Raw genomic sequence first — 22,408 nt, forward strand, 5'->3', positions numbered from 1 at the left:
CAGACTGCTCGCAACAGCGCGTGGGGGAGGTCTCAGGGTGAGCGAACCGCGGTCCGCCCCAACCGTGGGTCAGGTCGTTCTTGGTAAGCGCTTGCAGGATTTGCGGGAACGGGCGGGGCTCAGGCGCGAAGAGGCCGCCAAGGTGCTTCGTGTCGCCGCGGGAACGATCCGCAGGATGGAGACGGCCGAGGTTGCGCTGAAGATTCCGTATGTCCAGCTGCTGCTGAACGCATACGGGATCACCGATGAGGAGGCCCGTGGCTTCATCGAGCTGGCCGAGGAGGCCAACAAGCCGGGCTGGTGGCAGCGCTTTCATGACGTACTGCCGGGTTGGTTCAGCATGTACGTCAGCCTGGAGGGGGCGGCCAGCCTCATCCGTACGTACGAGCCGCACTTTGTGCCCGGTCTGCTCCAGACGGAGGACTACGCCCGCGCGATCATGCTCGGCGGAGCCGTCGGCCGGACGGACCCGGCCGACATCGAGCGGCATGTGGCGCTCCGGATGGAACGCCAGTCGCTGCTCACCCGCCCTGACGCACCCAGACTCTGGGTGATCATGGACGAGACGGTGCTCCGCCGGCCCGTCGGCCGTCCGGGCGTGATGAGAGCCCAGATCGACCGGCTGCTCGAAGGCGGCCGGCTGCCCAATGTCACCCTGCAGATCGCGGAGTTCGCGACCGGACACCACCCCGGCACCTACGGGCCGTTCGTCCTCTTCCGGTTCGCCGTCCCCGAACTCCCGGACATGGTCTACAGCGAGTATCTGACCGGCGCCGTCTATCTGGACGCGCGCCCCGAGGTCGCTTCGCACCTGGAGGTCCTGGACCGCATGGCAGCGCAGGCGGCGACTGCACAACGTACGAAGGAGATCCTCAACGATCTCCGCAAGGAGCTGTGAATGGATCGCATATACAACGGCATGCCCGCCGCTGAGCTGGGCGCCGAGGGCTGGCACAAACCGTGGAGCGGGGGCAACGGCGGCAACTGCTTCGAGACCATGAAGCTGGCCGACGGCAGAGTCGCGGTACGCCAGTCGGCCGACCCCGACGGGCCGGCGCTGATCTACACCTCCGGCGAGATCGCCGCCTTCATCCAGGGGGCCAAGGCCGGCAAGGCGGACTTTCTTCTTACGTAACGTTCAGCTGTCCCATTGACACGTGGAGCGAGAGTGGAGCGAAAGGTGACCGGTGAGACCGCGAGCGACGATCGCCGGCCTCCAGGGTTTCAGTCCCGCACGACAGGTCGTGTCCGGGGACGGCCCTCGCCGCCCAGGGTCCGCCTTGGTGAGCGGGATGCCCGAGCGACGAAGAAGCCGGCCAGCACCACGCCGGCCGCGAGCGCGTACACCGTGGTGCCCAGGCCGTCCGGCTTGACGCCCATGTACACGCCGACGTACTTCGCGGCCCCCGCGACGGCGACGGCGAGCCACTCCCAGCTGCCGTCGAGGGCGACCAGCGCGACGAGCAGGAGCGCGTACCAGGAGTAGCCCGGCGTCAGCAGCAGAAAGGCCGTTCCGGTGACCAACAGGGCGCCGCTCCACGGGCGTTCGGGATCACCGTGCCGCAGCACGTGCAGAACCACCACCAGCATCACGGCGATCAGGGCAGCGGGCGCCCAGTCGTCAGGCAGCACCAGACGGAGCAGCGCGTAGCGATTGCTGGCGGAGGGGTCGTCGTACCCCTCCTCCTCCGCATAGCCCCCGAGGAAGCCGAGGACCGAACCGTCGGAGGCCAGGACGTACGGCAGATAGCTCAGCGCCACCACCGCGGCGGCTGGCAGCAGTACGGCCGCCGCGTCCCGCGCCCGCCGCACACCGGACAGCGCGCCCGGCAGCACCACGGCGGGCAGCAGCTTGGTCACGATCGCCGCTCCGAGCAGCGCCCCGCCGAGGATGCGCCGCCGCACCACCAGGCCCAGCCCCACGACCGCGAGGAGCACCCCCAGCACATCGGCATGCGCGTTGTTCACCGCCTCGATGGGCACGATCGGGCACCACGCCCAGTACGCCGCATGGCGCGGGTCGCCGCGCCGCCGCAGGACGAGGAGCAGCGCGGCGGTGGTGCCGAGGGACAGCAGAGCGCCACCTGTCTGCAGTCCCTTGTGCCGAACCCCGTCCGGCGAGAGCGCGTGGACCAGCAGGAAGTAGCCCTCCGACACCGGCGGGTAGATGGTGTGCACCTGCGGCCGGTTGATCCGGGTGCAGTGCACTTCACCTTCGGGGCCGGGAATCCTGGTCCGGTCGGGGCCCTCGCAGCCACTCCCGGTCGGGAAGAGCCAGCGGTCGCGCAGCCCGGCGAGCGCCGGATCGGCGGGGGTGCGGTCGTACGGCGAGATCCCGGCGGCCTGCACCCGGCCGTCCCAGGCGTAGCGGTACGAGTCGGTACTGGTGCGCGGGGGAGCGAGCAGCCCGGTGGCGGTCACCGCGATGCCGCCCGCGAGGACGAGGGCCACCGCGTGGCGCGCCGGCGCCTTGCGTACGGCGAGGACGGCGACGGCGAAGAGCGCCCAGCAGGCCGCGTACCACCACGAGAGACCTGCGGGATCGGTGAAGTAGCCGTCCTTGCGGATGGTCAGGGCGAGTACGGCCGTCAGGGCCGCCAGCAGGGCACCGGCGGCGAAGGTGCGCGGGTTGATCACAGGCTCAGCGTCGCAGCCGGAACCGGCCCGAGCCGGGCGCCGCCCCCCGACGTCCGCATTCCGTAAGGTGTCGCGGCCCTCTACAGGGGCCGTCGCGGAGGTCTGATGGACGCATGAAGATCCGACCGCGCCGACCGACTCGACCGCGCCGACCGACTCGACTGCCGAGTCTGCCGCGACTGCCCGCACCGGTCCTGCCGACCTTCTCGGGCAGGCTGCACGATGCCCGCACGGCTACTTCGCTCGGCCGCTGGCTGGGCGTGGCGATCGCCGTGTGTTTCGTGACCGGGGTGATCAGCCACTATCTGCAGCACCCGCCGTACTGGCTCGCGGACGTGCTGCCGAGCCGCCCGTCGTGGGGCTACCGGGTCAACCAGGGGCTGCATGTGTCGAGCGGGATCGCGGCGATCCCGCTGCTGTTCGCCAAACTGTGGACGGTCTACCCGAAGCTCTTCGTGTGGCCGCCGCTGCGGTCGGTGCGGCACGCGCTGGAACGGCTGTCCGTCGCGGTGCTGGTCGCCTCCGCCGTCTTCGAGCTGTTCACCGGTCTGCTCAACACCGTGCAGTGGTACCCGTGGCCGTTCTCCTTTGTCCCCGTGCACTTCGCCGTCGGCTGGCTGCTGATCGGCGCGTTGATCCTGCATGTGGCAGTCAAGTACCCGGAGATCAGGGATCATTGGGGGAAACGCTCGCCCGGAACACTCGAACTCCCGGCGGCGGACGGGCCGGACCGGCGCTCCTTGCTGACCGGCGTCGCGGCGGCGGTCGGCGCGGTGACGCTGACGACCGTCGGCCAGTCCTTCACCCCGCTTAAGGCCTTCGACCTGCTCGCACCGCGCCACCCGGACCACGGGCCGCAGGGCCTGCCCGTCAACCGGACGGCGGCCGCGGCCGGGGTGACCCGCGTGTCCGCGCCGGACTGGCGGCTGACGATGCTCGGCACGCACTCGTACGAACTGACCCTCGACGAACTCGCCGCGCTGGCCCAGCACACCGTGACCCTGCCGATCGCCTGTGTGGAGGGCTGGAGCAAATCGGCTCAGTGGACCGGCGTACGGGTACGGGACCTGCTCGACCGGGCTGGAGCGCGTCCCGGTGCGGCGGTACGCGTGGTGTCGCTGGAGCGGCGTGGCGCGTACCGGGTGATGGAGATGGGCAGCGAGTACGCCGACGATCCGCTCACCCTGCTTGCCCTGCGCCTCAACGGCCAGGTGCTCTCGCCGGACCACGGCTTCCCGGCGCGCATCATCGCCCCGAACCGGCCGGGCGTGCTCCAGACCAAGTGGGTCACCAGGATGGAGGTCCTGTGATGCGGATCGTGACGGGCGCGCTGGGTGTCGCCCTGATGGCCGTCGGCGCGGCACTGCTGCTGACGGGCGGGCAGGTGAAGGACGTGGCCATCTGGCTGGCGGGTTCGGTCGTCCTGCACGACGGGATCATCGCCCCGCTGGTGATCGCGACCGGCCTGCTGCTGGCGGCAGTCCCGTCCCGCGGCACGGTCCGCGCCGCGCTGCTGGTGGCCGGCTGCCTGACGGCGATCGCCCTGCCCGCCCTGCTGGCCGAGGGCAACCCGACCAACCCGTCGGTGCTGCCTCTGGACTACCTGCGGAACTGGCTGATCCTGCTGGGGGTGGTGGGGGTGGGTGCGGGGTGCTTGTCTGGGTGCGGGGACTGCGTGGCCGCCGGGTGCGCAGACGTTGAGCGAGCGGCATTCACCCCTTCGGAGCGGGTCGGAGCGGGTCGGGGCGGGGCGGGGTCGTTCCGGACCGCCCCGACCCGACGCGTACCCGGTCAGCAGAAGCCGAAGCTGCCGAATCGCGAGCCCCATTGAGTCGTGTTGACATGCCGCTCGTTCACGATCCAGGCACGTTGGCCGACGGCGCAGGTGCCATACGCCACCGGGTCGATCGACACCGCGGAGTAGTCCCCCCATCGCTCAACGGTGCTGGTCGACGGGTTGTACGCAGTCGTTGCCGTGGCGAGGGTCGAGCCCCCGGTGATGTTGACGGGATCTGTGGCCAGGCGGCCGCTGCCCTTGACGCTGGCGTGGTGGAGGCCCGAGCCGACCGCATCGGTCGAGGACCAGGTGAAGAACATCCGGCCGATGGGGTTCGAGGCGGTGCCGCCGACGGACGAACCGGCGACCGCGGGGTTGAAGTCGTCCGAATCGGAGGCTTCGCGGAGGATGCCCGACTCCCCGGCAGCCACCGTGTTGGTGCTGGTGTTGATCTGGTACCACCGCGGCGTCGGGAAGTTGCCCATGTTGATGGTGTGGACGTTGAGGAGCCGGTTGCCGATCTGCGTGCTGGCGTTCTGGAAGCGGGCGTCCAGGGAGTCGAGCCGGTCGGCGACTCCGGGCTGACGTGCGTCCGGCGGCAGGGAGAACGAGGGCACCGGCACGTTGACCGCGGCGGCGATGCTCGCATTGCTCCGGCCGAGACCGCTCGCACGGAACAGTCTCAGTGCGGTGGGCGAACCGACGCCGGCCACCACGAGAAACGCGTTCGCGTTGTTGTCCTCCACGATCGGAGGCGCCACGCTGCCCACCGCGCCGAGGCTTTGGTAAAGCATGGAGAAGGCGCGTCCGTTGTAGATGTCCGACTTGGCGATGCCCATCACCCGTGAACGGACGTAGGTGTTCCCGGCGAAGATGTTGGCCGTGATGATCACGGCGTCCTGGTCCATGCCGAGCTGCGGGAAGTCGAGGAAGTCACCCGACGGCTCCGCCGCGTCGAACTTGTAGAGGTAGAAGGAGCCCGTGGGGTCGGAGGTCGTGGACACCGCGAGGAAGACGTTCTGGATCGTGGCGCTCTCCTGGAACGCCTCGGCGACGACGACCCATCGGTTCCACTTCTTGTCGTAGACGACCCGAGGGTCGAAGATCGTCTGCGCCGTGTAGCCGAAGAAACTGGCGAACGTCACGTTCTTCACGAGCGCGCCGTTCGACTTCTGGAACATGCCCAGCCCACGGCCGTTCGTGACCTCCACGAAGTGGTTGAGTCCAACGGCGCCGTGCGTGTCCGGCGGGCGTACGCCGGACGTGCCTTGGCCGAGCCCGTCGAAGTTGCTCTGGAGTGGGGGCGGCGCGAGGACACCGGACCGATGAGCGGGCCCTGCCGGGCGCTCGGGCGGCTTCATCGACCGGGACGCAGCGAGTTGCTCGGCGGTCCCGGTGAGCCGCGGCGCCGGTACCGGGGTCTGTTTCACCGGCTGGGTGTCACCGCTAGGGGTGGCGACTCTCGCCGCGGATACCCGGATCTCCTCCGTCGCCACCACGGCGGACTGCCCGCCCTCCGCCGGAGTGCCGGCCGCCGTCCGTGGCAGGCCCAAGCTCAGTGCGAGCGTCACCAGCAGGAGTGGCAGAACTCGCCGGGCTCTCGTTCTGGACGTCAAGGCAGGTCCTCATCTCGAGTCCTCGCGGTCGCGGGGCAACCGCGGATCGGGAAATCCTGCGCTCATCGTGTGAGGGAGAACAACGAATGACCGGGAGCTGAAGGGAGATGGTCGGCAAAACCACCTGAATGCCGATATCCCTGATCCGGTATGTGTGCGGCTTCGGCAGGGAACCGCGGCGCAGGGCGCCGCCCTGCCGCCCGCTACCCCTGCCGCAGCGCGACGAACGTCCGCCCCGCGACCGTCCAGCCGTCCCCCTCCTCCGCCCCCAGCCCGCCTCCCGCGCGTACCTGAGCAGCGCGCGCGTTCCAACCCTGGCCCACGGGAACGCCGCACCCTGCGCGCTCCCGTCGGAGACCCGCACCCGCACCCGTTCGTCCACGTCGAACGGCGCGGTCTCCGCCAGCAGCACACCGCCCTCGGCGACCAGACGCGCCACGCGAGCCAGCAGAGCCCGCGGGTCCCCGCCGATGCCGATGTTGCCGTCGATGAGCAGCGCCGTACCCCAACTCCCCTCACGCGGGAGCGGATCGAAGACCGAGCGGTGCAGCGCGCTGCCGCCGGTCCGTACCGTGCGGGCCACCGCCTCGGGGCTCACATCGATGCCCAGCGTCGGCCGTCCCAGCTCGGCCAGTGCCGTAACCAGGCGCCCCGGGCCGCAGCCGATGTCGAGCACCGCGCCGCGGCAGCGTTCCAGCACGGTCAGATCCGCGGCATCCGGCGCGGCACACCAGCGCTCCACCTCCAGAGGCAGCAGCCAGCCGTCGGGGCGGCGGAGGAACAGCGGGCCGCGGCCGGTGCGCAGCGCGTCGGTGTACGGATCGGCCTGCCAGGCGGGCGCGGTCATCGCGCCCCGGTCCCGGCGAGCGCGGCGAAGGTCGCGGCGAACCGGGTGTGCGGGGCCTCGGCCGCCACCAGCCGGGCGTCGTCCGCCGTGTCGACGTCCCGCAGCAGCGGCATATCGCGCACCGTCAGCCCGGCACCGGTGAGTCGCCGGCGCTGTACGGCACCGGTCCGGGGTACGGACATCGGCACCCCGCGCAGCAGCGCCGGATCCGGCTCGGCCAGTCCGAGCGCCCAGAATCCGCCGTCGTCGGCCGGACCGAAGGACGCGTCTTTGGGGCCCAATTCCAGTCCGGAGGTGAGGAGTTCGGCTGTCACTTGCGGGGTGTCCATTCCGATCAGCAGAGTCGGCCCGTCGCACAGCCCGAAGGCGTGGGCGAGCCGCGCGTCGAGCCCGCCCGCGCACTGCGGTACGACCTCGATGCCGGACGGCAGCCAGTCGCCGGGCCGGCCGTCGAGTGCGAGGACCCGTCGGCGTACGGGAGTTGCGAGCACGACATCGAGGGTGTCGAGGAGAGCGGCCTCGGCGAGACAGGCGGCCTCGGCGGGGGAGTACGCGGGGGTGAGCCGGGTCTTGACCCGACCGGGCACGGGGGCCTTGGCGATGACGAGCAGCGTGCCGGAGGGTGCCGGCCCGCCGGAGCGGGCGCGCCGGTCACCGGCCGGATGCGGGTGCCCCTCGGAGTGGGCGGGTACGTCGTCGTCCCACCCGTCTCTGCCCGGACCACCGGGCAACGCACGCCGCTCCGGCCCCGAGCGCCCCGCGCTCATCGCACACCACCCCCGACCCCGTTCGCCGGCCCCTCCGCCAGCACCTCGCGCATGTCCCGTACCGCGTCCCATGTGCCCCGCCACGTACCCGTCACCTTCGACTTCCCCGACCTCGGCAGGTACGGGACGTCCAGCTCACTCACCCGCCAGCCGGCGTCCGCCGCGCGGACCACCATCTGGAGCGGGTAGCCGCTGCGGCGGTCGGTCAGATCCAGGGCGAGAACGTCCTTGCGGCGCGCCGCCCGCATCGGACCCAGGTCACGCAGCCGCAGCCCGGTGCGCCTGCGCAGCATCCGAGACAGTGCCCGATTCCCGGCGCGTGCATGCGGCGGCCAGACCCCGCTGCCCTGTGGTCGGCGCCGGCCCAGCACCAAGTCGCTCTCTCCGCCAGCGACTTGGCGTACGAAATCGGTCAGCAGGCCCGGGTCCAGCGAGGCGTCGCAGTCGCAGAAGCACACATACTCCGCCTCGGCCGCCTCCAGCCCCGCATGGCACGCGGCCCCGAAGCCGCGCCGCGTCTCGTGGACCACGCTCGCGCCGAGCGCGCGGGCGATCTCCGCCGAGCCGTCCGCCGAGCCGTTGTCGACCACGACCGCCCGCCACCCGGCCGGGATCCGCTCCAACACCCAGGGCAGCGCCTCGGCCTCGTCCAGACACGGAAGTACAACATCCACGCCGCCCGCCGGAACGCCGCCCGCTGGAGCACCGCCCCCCGCGACACCGCCCGTCATTCCACCGACCGTCATCCCACCGCACCCCGCAGCCCGCTCGTGGCGAACTCCGCCATTCCCTCCGCGAAGCCGACCTGCGAATTCCACCCCAGCTCCGCCCGCAACCGCCGTGAGTCCGCAGTGATATGCCGTACGTCGCCCAGCCGGAACTCCCCGGTGACCACCGGCGAGGGCCCGCCGTGCGCCGCGGCCAGCACGGCCGCCATCTCGCCGACCGTGTGCGGCGTCCCGCTGCCCGTGTTGTAGGCGCTGAGCGCGCCCGGTTCGCGGCCGCGCACCGCCTCCAGCGCGATCGCGTTCGCGTCCGCCACATCCCCTACGTGCACGAAGTCCCGCCGCTGGCGCCCGTCCTCGAAGACCCGCGGCGCCTCGCCCCGCTCCAGCGCGGACCGGAAGAAGGACGCCACCCCCGCGTACGGGGTGTCGCGCGGCATCCCGGGCCCGTACACATTGTGGTAGCGCAGCGCCACGGCTCGCCCGCCCGTGGCCCGCGCCCATGCCGCGGCCAGATGTTCCTGCGCCAGCTTCGTCGTCGCGTACACATTGCGCGGATCCATCCCCGCGTCCTCGCCCACCAGACCGGGTGTCAGCTCCGCGCCGCACTCCCGGCACAGGGGCTCGAAGCGCCCCGCCGTGAGATCGGCGGCCGCGCGCGGGCCCGGCCGCACCTGGCCGTGACGCGGGCAGTCGTAGCGGCCCTCGCCATAGACCACCATCGAGCCGGCCAGCACCAGCTCGGTGACACCGGCCTCGGCCATCGCCGCCAACAGCACGGCGGTGCCGAGGTCGTTGCAGCCGACGTACTCAGGTGCGTCCGCAAAATCCTTGCCGAGGCCGACCATGGCCGCTTGATGGCAGACCGCGTCCACGCCGCGCAGCGCCCGGGCCGTCGCCGCCCGGTCCCGTACGTCCGCGTGGATCCATTCGGCGTCGGGCAGCGGCGGCGGCTCCGGATGGGCCGCCGGGAGCAGGGCGTCGAGCACGACCGGGTCGTGGCCGCGCGCGGCGAGAGCCGCGACGACCTGCGAGCCGATGAAGCCCGCGCCTCCTGTGACGAGTACACGCATACTGGTGACGCTACGACCGGAACGCCCGCTCACCGGCGTCGCGCGCCGTGCCGTCACAGCTCCGTAAGGACTTCGGCCCTACGGAGCCGACGGAAGCCGCCACCTTCGCGGTCCCGCGTGGTAGACCGGACGCGGACAGGGCGGATGAGGGGCCGGGGGATCGGTGCGGGGACGACAACTGCTCAGCTACAGGGACGCGGTGGCGATTCTCACCGGCGACAGCGCGGCTCTGGCGGCCGCCGACCGGGCACTCGGTGGAGCGCTGGCGATGGCGACGGGCGGAGTCAGCGACACGGTGCTGAGCGTGTTCGACGCGCAGGGGCGGATCCTGCGGCTCGGGCGCGACCTGACATCGGGGCTCCGGGGGAGTCTTGATTCGGCCGATCGTGCGACGCGCACAGAGCGGCTCGCGGCGGCGCATGCGGTTCTGGTCGTCACCGCGTTCTTCGAGGCGCTGGGCGAGGTGGAACTTCCCTTCCGGCTGCAGGAGGTGGAGCTCACCAGGCGCGAGCAGATCGGTATCGCCGGGGGAGACGACGAGGGGCAGGCCTTCGTTCGGGCACTGCTCGGCACCGGGGCGCCGCAGCCCGCCCCTCACCTGCCGTACGAGCGTGTCCTGGTGGACCTCCACGGCTGGTACGCGGAGCTCACCGGGCGGCTGCTGTGGTTCGTCCAAGGGCTTGCCGTGTGGGACCGGCTGAACGAGACGGAGCGAGAGGCGACCGGCCGGGCGCCCATCGGGCTGCCCCGGCTCGCCATCGGGCGCTACGAGGAGCTGTACGCCCAACTCGCCCAGGAAGTCCCGGAGTTCGGCTTCTGGTCCGGCCAGATCGAGCACCAGGCCACTCGCGTCTCCGTCCGCCACGCCCTCACCGGCATCGAGACCGCCCTCGCCGGACTGAGCGACCTCCGCCCGCTCAACCACACCGCCGCGGCCCTTGCCACCGGGTACCAGGCCGCTCTGCCCCGGCCGATCCTCTCCGAGGGGCAGGCTCCCTCCGGCATCTGTCTGCCCACGCTCGGCGGGGGGTACGTCGACCCCGACTTCCGGGTGCGCGCGGTCCTCGAAGGCGCTCAGACTCCGGCCCAGGAGGGGTGGTGGGAGCCCGAGCCCGTGCGGTCCGACCTCACCGAGTATCTGGCGGGGGTCCTCACCTCCGTGGCGTCGACCACCGCGCCGCTGGTCGTCCTCGGCCAGCCCGGCGCCGGAAAGTCCGTGCTGACCAAGATCCTTAGCGCCCGGCTGCCCGCTGCCGGTTATCTGCCCGTACGGATCGTCCTGCGCGAAGTGCCCGCCGACGCCGACATCCAGGACCAGATCGAGCACGCCGTCCGGGCCGCGACCGGAGAGCGGGTCTCCTGGCCGGAGCTGGTGCGGGCGGCGGACGGTGCCGTGCCCGTCCTGCTCTTCGACGGCTTCGACGAACTGCTGCAGGCCACCGGCCTCAGCCAGTCCGACTTCCTGGTGCGGGTTGCCCGCTTCCAGGAGCGCGAGGCGGACCAGGGGCGCCCGGTGTTCGCGCTGGTGACCAGCCGGACCGCCGTCGCCGACCGGGCGCGGTACCCGGAAGGGTCGGTTGCCCTGCGGCTCGAACCCTTCCGGCAGCCGCAGATCGAGCGCTGGCTCGACCTGTGGAACCGTCTCAACAGGCCCTACCTCACCGAGCGCGGCCTGCGACCGCTGCCGGCCGCCGTGGCCGTCCGTCACCAGGTGCTCGCCTCCCAGCCCCTTCTGCTCCTGATGCTCGCCCTGTACGACGCCGCCGGAAACGCCCTGCAACGCGGAGCCGGCGGCGATGAACCCATCGGCGAAGCAGAGCTGTACGAGGAGCTGCTGGCGTCCTTCGCCGTACGCGAGGTCGGCAAGTCGGCCACGGCGTGGCGGGACGGAGAGCTGGCGCGGCGCGCCGAGCAGGAGCTGCAACGGCTGTCCCTGATCTCCTTCGGCATGCTCAACCGGCGCCGCCAGTGGATCACGACGGCCGAGGCGGAGCAGGACCTGACCGCGCTGCTGGGCCGCCCCGATCCCGTACGGGACGGATTCCGCGCGCCCCTGGACCAGGGCGAGATCGCGCTCGGCCGGTTCTTCTTCGTCCAGCGTGCCCAGGCGATCCGCGACGAGCAGCGCCTGACGACCTACGAATTCCTGCATGCCACCTTCGGCGAATACCTCGCCGCCCGCCTCGCCGTACAGCTGCTCGAAGGGCTGCTCGACCAGCGCCCGGCACTCTTCGTCGGCCGCCCGAGTGTCGACGACGACCTGCTGTACGTGCTGCTGTCCTACGCCCCGCTCTCGTCCCGTCAGATGCTCCGCTTCGTCGGCGCCCGGATCCGGCGCATCGCCCCGGAGGGCCGGCAACGGCTCGGCGAGCTCCTCATCACCGTCATGGCCGACCACCGCAACCGCACCGAGCACCGGTTCGCCGACTACCGGCCTGCCGTCAGGGCCACGTCGTCGCGTCACGGCCTGTACTCCGCGAACCTGCTGATGCTGACCCTCCTGGTCACCGGCGGGGTCAAGGCGAGCATGCTGTTCCCCGACGACGACAAACCGGCGGCGATCTGGCACCGCCGTGTACTGCTTTGGCGGGCGGCCTTCACCGAACCGGAGTGGACGGACTTCGCGCTGGCCCTCAGCATCCGCCACACCTGGGACGGAGACCGGCGGGAACTCGACATCCGGCCGGTGCACGACCTCGTCGACTCCCCGGAACCGGTGGACGCCTACTGGCTGTACGGCCGCCCGCCGGGCAACGAGGACCGCGGCAGGAGGGTCAGCTGGGCCCGGCCCTACCCGGAACAGATCCGCCACAAGATGGCGGTGTCGGGCGGCACCAACGACTCCGTCGTCCTGCACGCCGTGGACCCCCTCTTCGACTGGCTGGCCCCCGCCGTCACGACCTTCGTGGGCACCCCGGAAGGCACCGCCACCTCGATCGCCCACGGTCTGACATCGCTGTGGCTCGCGAGCGGCATCGGCGTCCCCGACGCCGAACTCGCGGCCCTGTACGAACACTGCGCCACGTTCATCGAACCGTGGAGCGGTCTCGGCGACGAGACCCTGCGCCGGGTGATCCGGCTCGTGTTCGGGCAACTGGTCACCGATGCCGCCCGGCTCCCGGCCGATGTCGTGGATGAGGTGCTGAGCGCACCGGATCCGGGGCGGCTCGACACGACCTGCCTGGAGCTGAAGGCGCGGGCGGCCCTGACCGCCCTGGCGGCCAACCCCACCACAGGGCTCCAGCTGTGCGCCAGGAAATCCCTCGACGCCCTGACGATCGCCTACCCTGCCCGGGTGCTTGCCCTGTGGTCCGAGAGCCGGCGCTACGGACGGGCACAGGCACAGCTCGGCCGGGCGGTCTCCCGGCTGCTGGCCGACACCCCGGCCGACAGCCTGAGCGCCGTCCCGGCCGAACTCCTCGACCGGGCACGCCGGTTCGTCGACGGCCTTGAGACGGACCCGCCCGGCTCCCCCTGACCCCTCACCCCAGATCGAAGGCGTTCCGCAGCCCCAGCCGGTAGCGGGTGCGGTCGTGCCGTTTCATCAGCTCGACCTCCGGGGCACGGAACAGCGGCTTCACCGTGCAGCGCGCCGCCGTCGAACCGGTCCTGTCCAGCAGGGCGTTGACGGCAGCGCGGGCCGAGGCGTTGGCGCCCTCCATCGTCGCCAGGTCGATGTCGACGGCCACATAGTCCCCGGCCAGGAAGAAGTTGGGGATCTGCGTGGCGGCCTTCGGGCGGTTGTGGAACGTCCCGACCGGGTGGATGAGGAGCTGGTCCTCGTTGGTCGGGTTCGGTGTGCCGATGCCGTCCACGCCCGGGTCGAGGAACCACGAGTGCAGCGCGCTGTCCTTGAGCACCGTGCGGCCCGTGTCGTTGAGCGAGGCCTTGAGCTGGGCCCAGACCTCGCGGGCGACCTCCGTACGGGTGCACTGCTTGGCGGTCTTCCCGTACAGGACCCCTGGCTTGTCCCACTCGGAGATGTCCACCGACAGACAGTCCACGACCGTGCCGTCGCCGTAGTCGGCGGGGAAGTCACGGGACGGCCAGTGCCCGGCCTGCTGAATGGCTGTCAGGGACCATGGCGAGTCGATGCAGTTGAGGTGCCCGTTCAGCAGCGGTGCGCGTTCGGTCAGATAGAACTGGATGCCCGTCATCCAGTCCGTCTCCAGCTTGTCGCACCGCGCCAGCTGCGGGTCCGCCGCGCGCAGCTCGGCACCCCAGGTCCGCCGCGCGTGCTCCACCGGCATCGCGGAGACATAGTGGTCGGCGGTCACCGACTGGCGTAAGCCCTGCGGGTCCTCGATCACCGCGGCCGTGACCCGCCCGCTGCCGTACTTCACCTCCCGTACCGTCCAGCCGATACGGAACTCCACGCCCAGCTTCTTCAGATGCTCCACCCAGGGGTCGATCCAGGCCTCGTTGGTGGGGGCGTTGAGGATCCGGTCGAGCGGTCCGTCGGCGCCCCTGCCCAGCGCGTTGAAGACGAAGGCCTCCAGCAGGGTGGCGACCGTACGGGTGCTGGCTTCCTCAGCCTTGGTCGCGACGATGTTCCGGGTGAGGCCGACGGCCAGGATGCGCTGGTAGTCGTAGCTCATCCGCTCGGCCCGGATGAACTCCCACCAGGGCGTGCGCTCCCATGTCCCGTCGCGCCGCTCGTCGCAGCTGGTGAGGAAGACAAGACCCCGGTTCACGAAGTAGGCCGCCTCATGAGCCGGGATGCCCTTGAGCGTGTCCAGCGCCGCCGTCAGGGCGCGGCGGATCTCGTCGAGGGTGAGCTCGGCCGGCTTGTGTCCCGGCCAGGGGAGCGGGATCCGCAGATCCTCGCGCCCGGTGCGGGCGAACGACATCTCGGGCGGTGCGACCAGGTTGTCCCAGACGCCCCCTGCGTTGCCCGGGAACGGGATGCGGCGCATCGTGTCCGGCAGGTTGTGGTAGATGCCGGGGATGAAGCGGAAGCCGTGCTCGGCGGGCAGGGGTCTGCGGCCACCCTTGGCGCTGTCCGGGACGTCCATGCTGCGGGCCTTGCCGCCCAGTGCCCGGCGCTCGTAGACGGTGACTTTCAGACCGCGCTCGGCCAGCTCGTGCGCGGCGGTCAGACCGGCGACGCCACCGCCGAGTACGGCGACCGACTGCGGTCCTTGTGCTCCGCCGTCCGCCGCGGAGGCCGTGGCGGCCATCCCCGCCGTGGTCAGCGCGGTGGCGCCGCCGACGGCGGCCGCCCCCGCCATGAAGGTGCGTCGTGTGCTGCCCACCCGATCCATCCCCATCCCCTTACCGACGGTAACTGTCATGTCCGGCGCAGGAGCTTACGGAGATCCCCCCTGGCCCGGAACCCACCCGTAGGCCCATTCGTTCAATGGCTGGAAAATGGAGTCATGTCCAAGCGCAGCTCACGACCCAAGCGCGGCCCCGAGCCCGCACTCACCGCCGCCTCGCCCTGCCCCTGCGGGCTGCCCGCCGCCTACGGCGAGTGCTGCGGCCGGTTCCACAGCGGCGAGGAGTACGCCCCCACCGCCGAGCTGCTGATGCGCTCCCGCTACAGCGCCTTCGTCGCCCAGGACGAGGCGTATCTGCTGCGCACCTGGCACCCGGCCACCAGGCCGCAGCAGCTCGAGCTCGACCCCGGGATGCAGTGGACGGGCCTGGAGATTCTGGCGACGACGGGCGGCAGTTCGTTCCACTCCCTGGGCACCGTCACCTTCCGCGCCCGCTATCGGCACCACGGGAAGCGGGGCGCCCTGCACGAGCACAGCACCTTCGAACGGCAGCACGGCGTCTGGGTCTATGTGGAAGGCACCTTCGTGGAATGAGCGCGGCGCGGCGGCCGTGCTCAGGAGGATCCGGCTCGGTCCGGGCGGGTCATGCCCCCGTGGTGGATCCGGGCCGCAGGATCATGAGGACGGTGACGGTCGCCCACAGGAGATTGAACGCTCCCGTGGACATGGCGAGCTTGGCGGAGGCGACGGCGCCGAGGTCGCTCAGGACCGCGCTCTGCCCCGGCAGCTTCCTTGTCCTGGGCAGGCAGGCCCCGGGTGGGGCGCCGGATCGACGCTATTCATCGGCTCGGGCAGCGGCCAGTGGCGTGAATGCCGGCTTCCAACGGATTCCCGCCAGGCCCATCAGGGAGCTGCTCCGGAGAAGGTACGCAGCTCACCCCCTTGGCCGAAAGTCGACGGGCGCCTAGATTATGGCCATGCACACCGTGGCCGTACTCGCCCTGGACGGGGTCATCCCCTTCGACCTGTCCACTCCCCTCGAGGTGTTCGCCCGTTCCCGGCTGCCCGACGGCCGGGCCGCCTACCGGGTCCGGGTCTGCGCCCCGGCTGCGGAGATCGACGCGGGCGCGTTCAGACTGCGCGCGCCCTGGGGCATGGACGTGCTGGCCGAGGCGGACACGATCATCCTCCCGGGCTGCGCCGACCCGACCGTGCCGGTCCCGCCCGAGGCACTCGACGCCCTGCGGGCGGCCGCCGCCCGCGGCACCCGCATCGCCTCGATCTGCGCCGGCGCCTTCGTCTTCGCGGCCACCGGCCTGCTGGACGGCATGCGCGCCACCACCCACTGGCTCGGCGCGCCCGCACTCGCGGCGCTGCACCCCGAGGTGGAGGTGGACCCGGACGTTCTCTACGTCGACAACGGACAGTTCCTGACCTCCGCGGGCGCGGCGGCCGGCCTCGACCTGTGTCTGCACATGATCCGCCGCGACCACGGCTCCGCGGTGGCCGCGGACGCCGCCCGGCTCTCGGTGATGCCACTGGAACGCGAGGGCGGCCAGGCGCAGTTCATCGTCCACGAGCAGCCGCCCAGCCCGGACGGGGCGACCCTGGAACCGCTGCTGCGCTGGATGGAGGAGAACGCGGGACGCGAACTCACCGTCGGCGAGATCGCCGCACACGCGGGCATGAGCACCCGCACCCTCAACCGCCGCTTCCGCGAACAGACGGCGACGACCCCGGTGCTGTGGCTGCACCGGGCCCGTATCCGCCAGGCCCAGTACCTGCTGGAGACAACGGCGCACGCGGTGGACCGGATCGCGGCACAGGTCGGCTTCGGCTCCCCGACGGCCTTCCGCGACCGCTTCAAACGCCAGGTGGGCACCAGCCCGCACGCCTACCGCCGCGCCTTCCAGGGCTCGCCGGAGCCTCAACGGATCTGACAATGCCTCACGGCCGCGCCCGGTGGTCGATTGACCGGTATCGAGGAGGCCTGCGCAGGCGCGCGGGTCGGGAGGGCGAGCCCGTGCTCAGCGAAGTCAACAGAGGAGACGGCGTGATCAAGCCGGTCACAGGGATGCTGCACCACATCGAGCTGTGGGTGCCCGACCTCGCGCGGGCCGCCACAAGCTGGGGCTGGCTGCTGGAGGCGCTGGGCTACACGCCCTTCCAGCAGTGGGCTGCCGGCCGCAGCTGGCGACTGGGCGCCACCTATCTGGTCATCGAGCAGTCACCCGCGATGGCCGGCGACCGGCACGAACGGTGCCGCCCCGGACTCAATCACCTGGCCTTCCACATCGAAAGCCGGGCCGTCGTCGACGCACTGACCACTGAGGCTCCGGAGCACGGGTGGCACCTCATGTTCCGAGACGGCCATCCCTATGCGGGCGGCGCTCAGCACTACGCCGCCTATCTGGAAGACGCAGACGGCTACGAGGTCGAGCTCGTCGCCGACGACGACACGTTCCCAGTCGAACGCGACGCCAATGTCGCCTGATCAAACAGTCACAGCGTCCTTCATCGCACTACGTGGATCTCCGGAAGCCAAAGGCACCACTCGTGTGACGTCCGTTGCCGGTGAGGAGCCGGGGCTTGTCAGTAGGTGCGGCCCGGCTTGACCATCAGGCGCGGGTTGTACGCGGCCAGCACCTTGTTGGCCTGCGCCAGCGTCGACAGCGCGTGCTCCCTGTCCGCCCGGTCCTCGGCACACAGCGGACCACGGAACCGGTACACCTCACGCACGGCGCACTCGGCGTCGATCTCCGCCTGCAGGATATGGATCGGCATGCAGGACCCGATCAGCGCGGCGACACCGTCGGGGATCGGTACGGGAATGAGGGGTGACGCGGTCACTGGTAGTCCTTCTCTGCATCTTCTCTCGGTGCCGGCGGTCGGCGCCTTGCCCCTCCATACGTACCGGACGGGCTTCCGGGTTTGTCGGCGGGGATGTCTCTGTGCGGCAACCGTTTCGGATCACCCGCAGCGCGGCGATCTCGCGGAACGCGCCCCGGTCGAGGCGGTCGGGAGCGACGCTGTCGTACGAGAGGTGCGCACTGTCCGGCTCGCCCCGCCGGCCGCCTCCCGCAGCACCGCCGACATACCTTACGCGAACGCGGTCGAGGCCCCCGCATCGGTGGTCCTGCGGCGAAAAGGGAGTGACGGACAGTGGCGGCCGGTCACTGCCGTGGCCTTTGCGTACGAAGTGACCGCTGTGGCAAAGGGGTTGATCGCCGCCGGCCTCGAGCCCGGCGGACAGGGTAGCGCTGATGTCGCGTACGCGCTACGAGTTGACGGTGCTGGACTTCGCCATCCGGGCGGCCGGCGGCCAGACGCCTCGCCGTCGCCGAGCGGCAGCCCCGGCGACGACCCCTGCTCACTCGCCGGGGGGTGACAGCACCTCGGACAGGTCGTACCCGACCGGCTCCTCCAACTGCGCGTAGGTGCAGTCGCCGGGGTCGCGGTCCGGCCGCCACCTGCGGAACTGGGCGGTGTGCCGGAAGCGGTCGCCCTCCATATGGTCGTACGCGACCTCGATCACCCGCTCGGGCCGCAGCGCCACCCACGACAGGTCCTTCTTGCCCGACCAGCGGCTCTGCGCGCCGGGCAGCCGGGCGCTCTCATGGGCGCTCTCCTGCGCCCACGCGGCCCAGGGGTGGCCGTCCGGCGGATCCATCCGCAGCGGCTCCAGTTCCCCGATCAGCTCCTCGCGACGCTTCATCGAGAACGCGGCGCAGACGCCTACATGCTGCAGGGCGCCCGAGTCGTCGTACAGACCGAGCAGCAGCGATCCGACCACGGGACCGCTCTTGTGGAGGCGGTAGCCGGCCACGACCGCGTCCGCCGTCCGCTCGTGCTTGATCTTGAACATCAGCCGGGCGTCGGGCCGGTACGGCAGGTCCAGCGGCTTGGCGATGATGCCGTCGAGCCCGGCGCCCTCGTACCGCTCGAACCACTCCTGCGCCAGCGCGGCGTCGGTGGTGGCGGGCGCGAGATGCACCGGCGGTTCGGCCTCGGCCAGCGCGGCGGCCAGCGTGGTGCGCCGCAGCGACAGCGGCGCGTCCAGGAGCGCCTCGTCACCGATGGCAAGCAGATCGAAGGCGACAAAGCTCGCGGGGGTCTGCTCGGCGAGCATCCTCACCCGGGAGTCGGCCGGGTGAATGCGTTCGGTGAGACGGTCGAAGTCCAGCCGTCCCTCGTGGGCGATGACGATCTCGCCGTCGACGACACAGCGGTCGGGCAGGGCATCCAGCAGATCGGCGACCAGCTCCGGGAAGTAGCGGGTGAGCGGCTTGCCGGTCCTGGAGCCGATCACCAGCTCGTCGCCGTCCCGATGGACGATCGCCCGGAAGCCGTCCCATTTGGCCTCGTATTGCATGCCCGGCGGGATCGTCTTGACCGACTTGGCCAGCATCGGCTTCACGGGCGGCATCACAGGCAGATCCATACGGCGATTGTCCGGTATGCGGGGGATCTCGGCACGGCCTACGCTGGCGGGCATGGCCGGAGCGATGGAACTGGAAGTGGGGGAGCGGACCGTACGCGTGTCCAATCCCGACAAGGTGTACTTCCCCGAGCACGGCTACACCAAGCTGGACATGGTCCGCTACTACCTCGCCGTCGGCGACGGCATCACCCGCGCGCTGCGCAACCGCCCCACCACCCTGGAGCGCTACCCCGACGGGGTGACCGGCGAGTCCTTCTTCCAGAAGCGCGCGCCCAAATACCTCCCCGACTGGATCCCGACGGCTCACATCACCTTCCCCAGCGGCCGGTCCGCGGACGAGATGTGCCCGACGGAGCCCGCCGCCGTCCTGTGGGCCGCCAACCTCGGAGCCGTCACCTTTCATCCCTGGCCGGTCCGCCGCGACGACACCGACCACCCCGACGAGCTGCGCATCGACCTCGACCCGCAGCCCGGTACCGACTACGCCGACGCCGTGCGCGCCGCCCACGAACTGCGCGTCGTGCTGGACGAGGCCGGACTGCGGGGCTGGCCCAAGACGTCAGGCGGACGCGGCATCCACGTCTTCGTACCGATCGAACCGCGCTGGACCTTCACCCAAGTCCGGCGCGCCGCGATCGCCGTCGGCCGGCAACTGGAAGGCCGTATGCCGGACCGGGTGACCATCAAGTGGTGGAAGGAGGAGCGCGGCGAGCGGATCTTCGTCGACTACAACCAGACGGCCCGCGACCGCACCATCGCCTCCGCCTACTCCGTACGTCCCCGCCCGCACGCCCCGGTCTCCGCACCGCTGCGCTGGGAGGAGATCGACGACGCCGTGCCGCGGGACTTCGACATCAGGACGATGCCCACCCGCTACGCCGAGGTGGGCGATGTGCACGCGGACATGGACGACCACCGGTTCAGCCTGGAGAGCCTGCTGGAGCTGGCCCGCAAGGATGAGGCGGAGCACGGCCTCGGCGATCTGCCGTACCCCCCGGAGTACCCGAAGATGCCGGGGGAGCCGAAGCGGGTCCAGCCGAGCAGGGCCCGGCACGACGACTGAACGCCGCACCGGGCCCTGCTGGGGGGGTGTTGCTCTGCTCCCTTGCTACCGCTCCATGCCTAGAGTTCCTGGATCCGGATGTTGCGGTACGAGATCACATCCGTCGTGCCATGGACCTGGAGCCCGACATGGCCGGAGGAGTACCGCCGGCCGTCCGTGCCCGGGTCGTCGCCCCGCGGCGGGACGAACTCCTGGCCGCCGGTGTTGTCGAACTCATTGATGAGCACGCCGTTGCGGTAGATCGAGTAGTGCTGGTCGACCACCCGGATCTCGTAGTCGTTCCAGGTGCCCTTCGGCGTCACACCGGCACCGCCGAGTCCGACCCGGTCGAAGCCGTAGATCGAGCCGGACTTGTACATGTCGCCGTCCGGCCGGTCCAGAACCTGCACCTCATGGCCGTACTTGATGGCGACCCACTCGGGACGCGGCTCCTCCGGATTGTCATGGACGTACGGGAAGCGCACGAAGACACCGCCGTTGGCGTTGCCCGAGCCCGGTGCGTCGTCGCGCCACTGGAGCTTCAGCGAGAAGTCCCCGTACTGCCGCTGCGGGAACCACAGCATGCCCATGCCCGGGACCGTGGTGCTGCTGGTCATCGCGCCGTCGCCGCTGAGGGCGAACGAACCGCCGCCCACGTGCTGCCACTTGCTGAACGACGTCTGTGTGCCGTCGAACAGATCGCGGTAGCCGGTGTTCTGGCCCGGCTTGCCGATACCGGACTGCTTGGCCGCCCGGTAGATCTTCTTGTGCTCGCGCTGGTCTATCACGCCGTCCGCGAGCAGCTTGTCGATGACCTGGTCCACGTGCTTGAGGAACAGCGCGTGCGACGACCAGTCCTTCTCGTCCTCGATCAGCTCGTTGACGGTGCAGCGGCTGCGGGTGATGCGGTTGGGCACACCCGTGTCGACCGTACCGACGATGACCGTCAACCGCTCATCGAACTCGGGGCAGTTGGGCGCCGGAACGCCGCCGCCCTCCGCGATCGTGAACGACACCTTCTTCGCGGCGGAGGTGTTGCCCGCCTTGTCCGTCGCTCGGTGCAGGACGGAATGGAAGCCGACGCGGTCCACGATGACGGGAGTGGTGTACGCGAGGTACGGACCGCCGTCGAGCGAGTACTCGACCTTGTCGACGCCCGAATCGGCATCGGTCGCGGTGACCGTCACCTTGGCGCTGGTGATGTACGCGCCGTCGGAGTTCCGCTGACCGGTCACCCCGGCCGTGGTCTCCGGAGGGGTCTTGTCCGGCGTCGGCGGTGTGACGACCGTGAAGTCCACGGACTTCTCGGCGGCCGCGTTCCCCGCCTTGTCGGTCGCCTTGTAGCGGACCTTGTGCGTGCCCGCCTCGTGCACCATCACCGGGGCGGTGTACGGCTGCCAGGCACCGCTCGCACCGATCGCGTACTCGATGGTGTTGACGCCCGAGCCGGCGTCGGAGGCGGTCACGGTGACCGTGGCCATCCCCAGATACTGACCCTGGTCGTTCTTCTCACCGCTCACCGTCGCCGAGGTCTCCGGCGGGGTCCTGTCGTCCGTCGGCGGGGCGACGACGGTGAAGTCCACCGCCTTCTCCGCGGCGACATTGCCCGCCTTGTCACTGGCCCGGTAGCGGATCTTGTGCGTGCCCACCTCGTTGACCACGACCGGTGCGGTGTACGCCTGCCAGGCGCCGGCCGCCCCGACCGCGTACTCGATCCTGTCCACGCCCGAACCCGCGTCGGTCGCCGACACGGTCACGGTCGCCTGGCCGACATACGCACCGTCGGCGTTCTTGTCGCCCTCGGCCTTCGCCGTCGTGTCGGGAGCCGTGGTGTCCTCGCCACTGCCCTCGGTGACGGTGAGAATGCCCTGCATCGCGCCGTGGCCGGGGATGGTGCAGTGGAAGCGGTACCGGCCGGGCGTGAGCGTGACCTCGACGGTGTGCTTGCCGCCCTGCGCGTCATGGGGATTGGCGAGGATGTTCAGCGGTACGTCGTTGTTGTACTCGGGATCCGAGACGTCGAAGGTCAGCGTGTGCGGCATACCGGTGGTGTTGCCGGTCGCCGCGCTGTTCTCGAACACGATCGTCGTCGCACCCGCCACCGCGGTGGACGGGAAGGTCGCGTACTTGTCGATCGCGTCACCGGCCGTCCAGGTCAGCACCTGGGCCGCGACCTGATCGTCGGTCCTGCCGTACGCGACCGCGGACGTCAGTCCCAGGACCATCACCACGGCGGCCAGCAGCGCCGTCCACAAGCTTGCGGT

Annotated in this window: 19 protein-coding genes and 1 pseudogene; 10 read left to right on the forward strand and 10 right to left on the reverse strand. The window is 70.8% G+C overall.

Annotated elements, in window-relative coordinates; translation table 11 throughout:
* Positions 1–37: 37 nt before the first annotated feature.
* Complete coding sequence (locus tag SLUN_RS33805) at positions 38–898, forward strand: Sco1979 family transcriptional regulator (protein WP_108153728.1); 861 nt, start codon at positions 38–40, stop codon at positions 896–898.
* Positions 899–1,135 carry a DUF397 domain-containing protein gene (locus tag SLUN_RS33810; protein WP_108153729.1) on the forward strand — a complete coding sequence of 79 codons (237 nt, stop codon included), beginning with the start codon at positions 899–901 and terminating at the stop codon, positions 1,133–1,135.
* An 89-nt stretch (positions 1,136–1,224) separates the two neighbouring features.
* On the opposite strand, the gene SLUN_RS33815 is transcribed toward SLUN_RS33810, so the two are convergent.
* Positions 1,225–2,637 carry a glycosyltransferase 87 family protein gene (locus SLUN_RS33815; protein ID WP_108153730.1) on the reverse strand — a complete coding sequence of 471 codons (1,413 nt, stop codon included), beginning with the start codon at positions 2,635–2,637 and terminating at the stop codon, positions 1,225–1,227.
* A 113-nt stretch (positions 2,638–2,750) separates the two neighbouring features.
* Between SLUN_RS33815 and SLUN_RS33820 the strand changes: the two genes are divergently transcribed.
* Positions 2,751–3,947, forward strand: a complete 1,197-nt coding sequence (locus SLUN_RS33820) for a molybdopterin-dependent oxidoreductase (protein WP_108153731.1) — start codon at positions 2,751–2,753, stop codon at positions 3,945–3,947.
* The gene (locus SLUN_RS33825; protein ID WP_257153845.1) at positions 3,947–4,468 is read left to right on the forward strand and encodes a hypothetical protein; all 522 of its coding nucleotides are present in this window, start codon (positions 3,947–3,949) and stop codon (positions 4,466–4,468) included. Before SLUN_RS33820 ends, SLUN_RS33825 begins: the two co-directional genes overlap by 1 nt.
* Here SLUN_RS33825 and SLUN_RS33830 read toward each other — a convergent pair.
* From SLUN_RS33830 to SLUN_RS33850, 5 genes are read right to left on the reverse strand one after another with little or no spacing between them, the layout of a single operon-like run.
* Entirely contained in the window at positions 4,429–5,844 is a 1,416-nt protein-coding gene (locus tag SLUN_RS33830) for a hypothetical protein (protein WP_159100389.1), read from the reverse strand. The genes SLUN_RS33825 and SLUN_RS33830 overlap by 40 nt on opposite strands.
* A gap of 16 nt (positions 5,845–5,860) precedes the next feature.
* Complete coding sequence (locus SLUN_RS42455) at positions 5,861–6,877, reverse strand: methyltransferase domain-containing protein (protein ID WP_108153733.1); 1,017 nt, start codon at positions 6,875–6,877, stop codon at positions 5,861–5,863.
* A complete protein-coding gene (locus SLUN_RS33840) occupies positions 6,874–7,644 on the reverse strand; it encodes a TIGR04282 family arsenosugar biosynthesis glycosyltransferase (RefSeq protein WP_108153734.1) in 771 nt (256 codons plus the stop codon). Before SLUN_RS33840 ends, SLUN_RS42455 begins: the two co-directional genes overlap by 4 nt.
* Positions 7,641–8,375, reverse strand: a complete 735-nt coding sequence (locus tag SLUN_RS33845) for a glycosyltransferase family 2 protein (RefSeq protein WP_108153735.1) — start codon at positions 8,373–8,375, stop codon at positions 7,641–7,643. Before SLUN_RS33845 ends, SLUN_RS33840 begins: the two co-directional genes overlap by 4 nt.
* A gap of 11 nt (positions 8,376–8,386) precedes the next feature.
* Entirely contained in the window at positions 8,387–9,442 is a 1,056-nt protein-coding gene (locus SLUN_RS33850) for an NAD-dependent epimerase/dehydratase family protein (protein ID WP_108153736.1), read from the reverse strand.
* A 163-nt stretch (positions 9,443–9,605) separates the two neighbouring features.
* On the opposite strand from SLUN_RS33850, the gene SLUN_RS33855 reads away from it, so the two are divergent.
* Positions 9,606–12,920 carry an NACHT domain-containing protein gene (locus SLUN_RS33855; RefSeq protein ID WP_108153737.1) on the forward strand — a complete coding sequence of 1,105 codons (3,315 nt, stop codon included), beginning with the start codon at positions 9,606–9,608 and terminating at the stop codon, positions 12,918–12,920.
* A gap of 4 nt (positions 12,921–12,924) precedes the next feature.
* Here SLUN_RS33855 and SLUN_RS33860 read toward each other — a convergent pair whose 3' ends face one another.
* Positions 12,925–14,706 (reverse strand): hydroxysqualene dehydroxylase, encoded by a 1,782-nt coding sequence (locus SLUN_RS33860; RefSeq protein ID WP_175313701.1) that lies wholly within the window; start codon positions 14,704–14,706, stop codon positions 12,925–12,927.
* A gap of 114 nt (positions 14,707–14,820) precedes the next feature.
* On the opposite strand from SLUN_RS33860, the gene SLUN_RS33865 reads away from it, so the two are divergent.
* From SLUN_RS33865 to SLUN_RS33875, 3 genes are all read left to right on the forward strand, one after another.
* A complete protein-coding gene (locus SLUN_RS33865) occupies positions 14,821–15,255 on the forward strand; it encodes a YchJ family protein (RefSeq protein WP_108153739.1) in 435 nt (144 codons plus the stop codon).
* A gap of 383 nt (positions 15,256–15,638) precedes the next feature.
* Complete coding sequence (locus tag SLUN_RS33870; RefSeq protein WP_108153740.1) at positions 15,639–16,601, forward strand: GlxA family transcriptional regulator; 963 nt, start codon at positions 15,639–15,641, stop codon at positions 16,599–16,601.
* Between the two features lie 134 nt (positions 16,602–16,735).
* Entirely contained in the window at positions 16,736–17,155 is a 420-nt protein-coding gene (locus SLUN_RS33875; RefSeq protein ID WP_108155086.1) for a VOC family protein, read from the forward strand.
* 98 nt (positions 17,156–17,253) lie between these two features.
* Here the strand turns inward: SLUN_RS33875 and SLUN_RS33880 are convergent, their stop codons facing one another.
* Positions 17,254–17,511 (reverse strand): hypothetical protein, encoded by a 258-nt coding sequence (locus tag SLUN_RS33880; protein ID WP_108153741.1) that lies wholly within the window; start codon positions 17,509–17,511, stop codon positions 17,254–17,256.
* A 127-nt stretch (positions 17,512–17,638) separates the two neighbouring features.
* Here SLUN_RS33880 and SLUN_RS41725 point away from each other — a divergent pair.
* A pseudogene (locus SLUN_RS41725) lies at positions 17,639–17,990 on the forward strand (AMP-binding protein); the annotation flags it as partial.
* 41 nt (positions 17,991–18,031) lie between these two features.
* On the opposite strand, the gene SLUN_RS33890 reads toward SLUN_RS41725, so the two are convergent.
* Entirely contained in the window at positions 18,032–19,102 is a 1,071-nt protein-coding gene (locus SLUN_RS33890; protein ID WP_108153742.1) for an ATP-dependent DNA ligase, read from the reverse strand.
* A 52-nt stretch (positions 19,103–19,154) separates the two neighbouring features.
* Between SLUN_RS33890 and ligD the strand changes: the two genes are divergently transcribed.
* Positions 19,155–20,165 (forward strand): non-homologous end-joining DNA ligase, encoded by a 1,011-nt coding sequence (gene ligD, locus SLUN_RS33895; protein ID WP_108153743.1) that lies wholly within the window; start codon positions 19,155–19,157, stop codon positions 20,163–20,165.
* Between the two features lie 59 nt (positions 20,166–20,224).
* Here the strand turns inward: ligD and SLUN_RS33900 are convergent, their stop codons facing one another.
* Entirely contained in the window at positions 20,225–22,369 is a 2,145-nt protein-coding gene (locus SLUN_RS33900; RefSeq protein ID WP_108155087.1) for an OmpL47-type beta-barrel domain-containing protein, read from the reverse strand.
* Between the last annotated feature and the right edge of the window lie 39 nt (positions 22,370–22,408).

It is taken from the genome of Streptomyces lunaelactis (genome assembly GCF_003054555.1).
Taxonomy (GTDB): Bacteria; Actinomycetota; Actinomycetes; order Streptomycetales; family Streptomycetaceae; genus Streptomyces; species Streptomyces lunaelactis.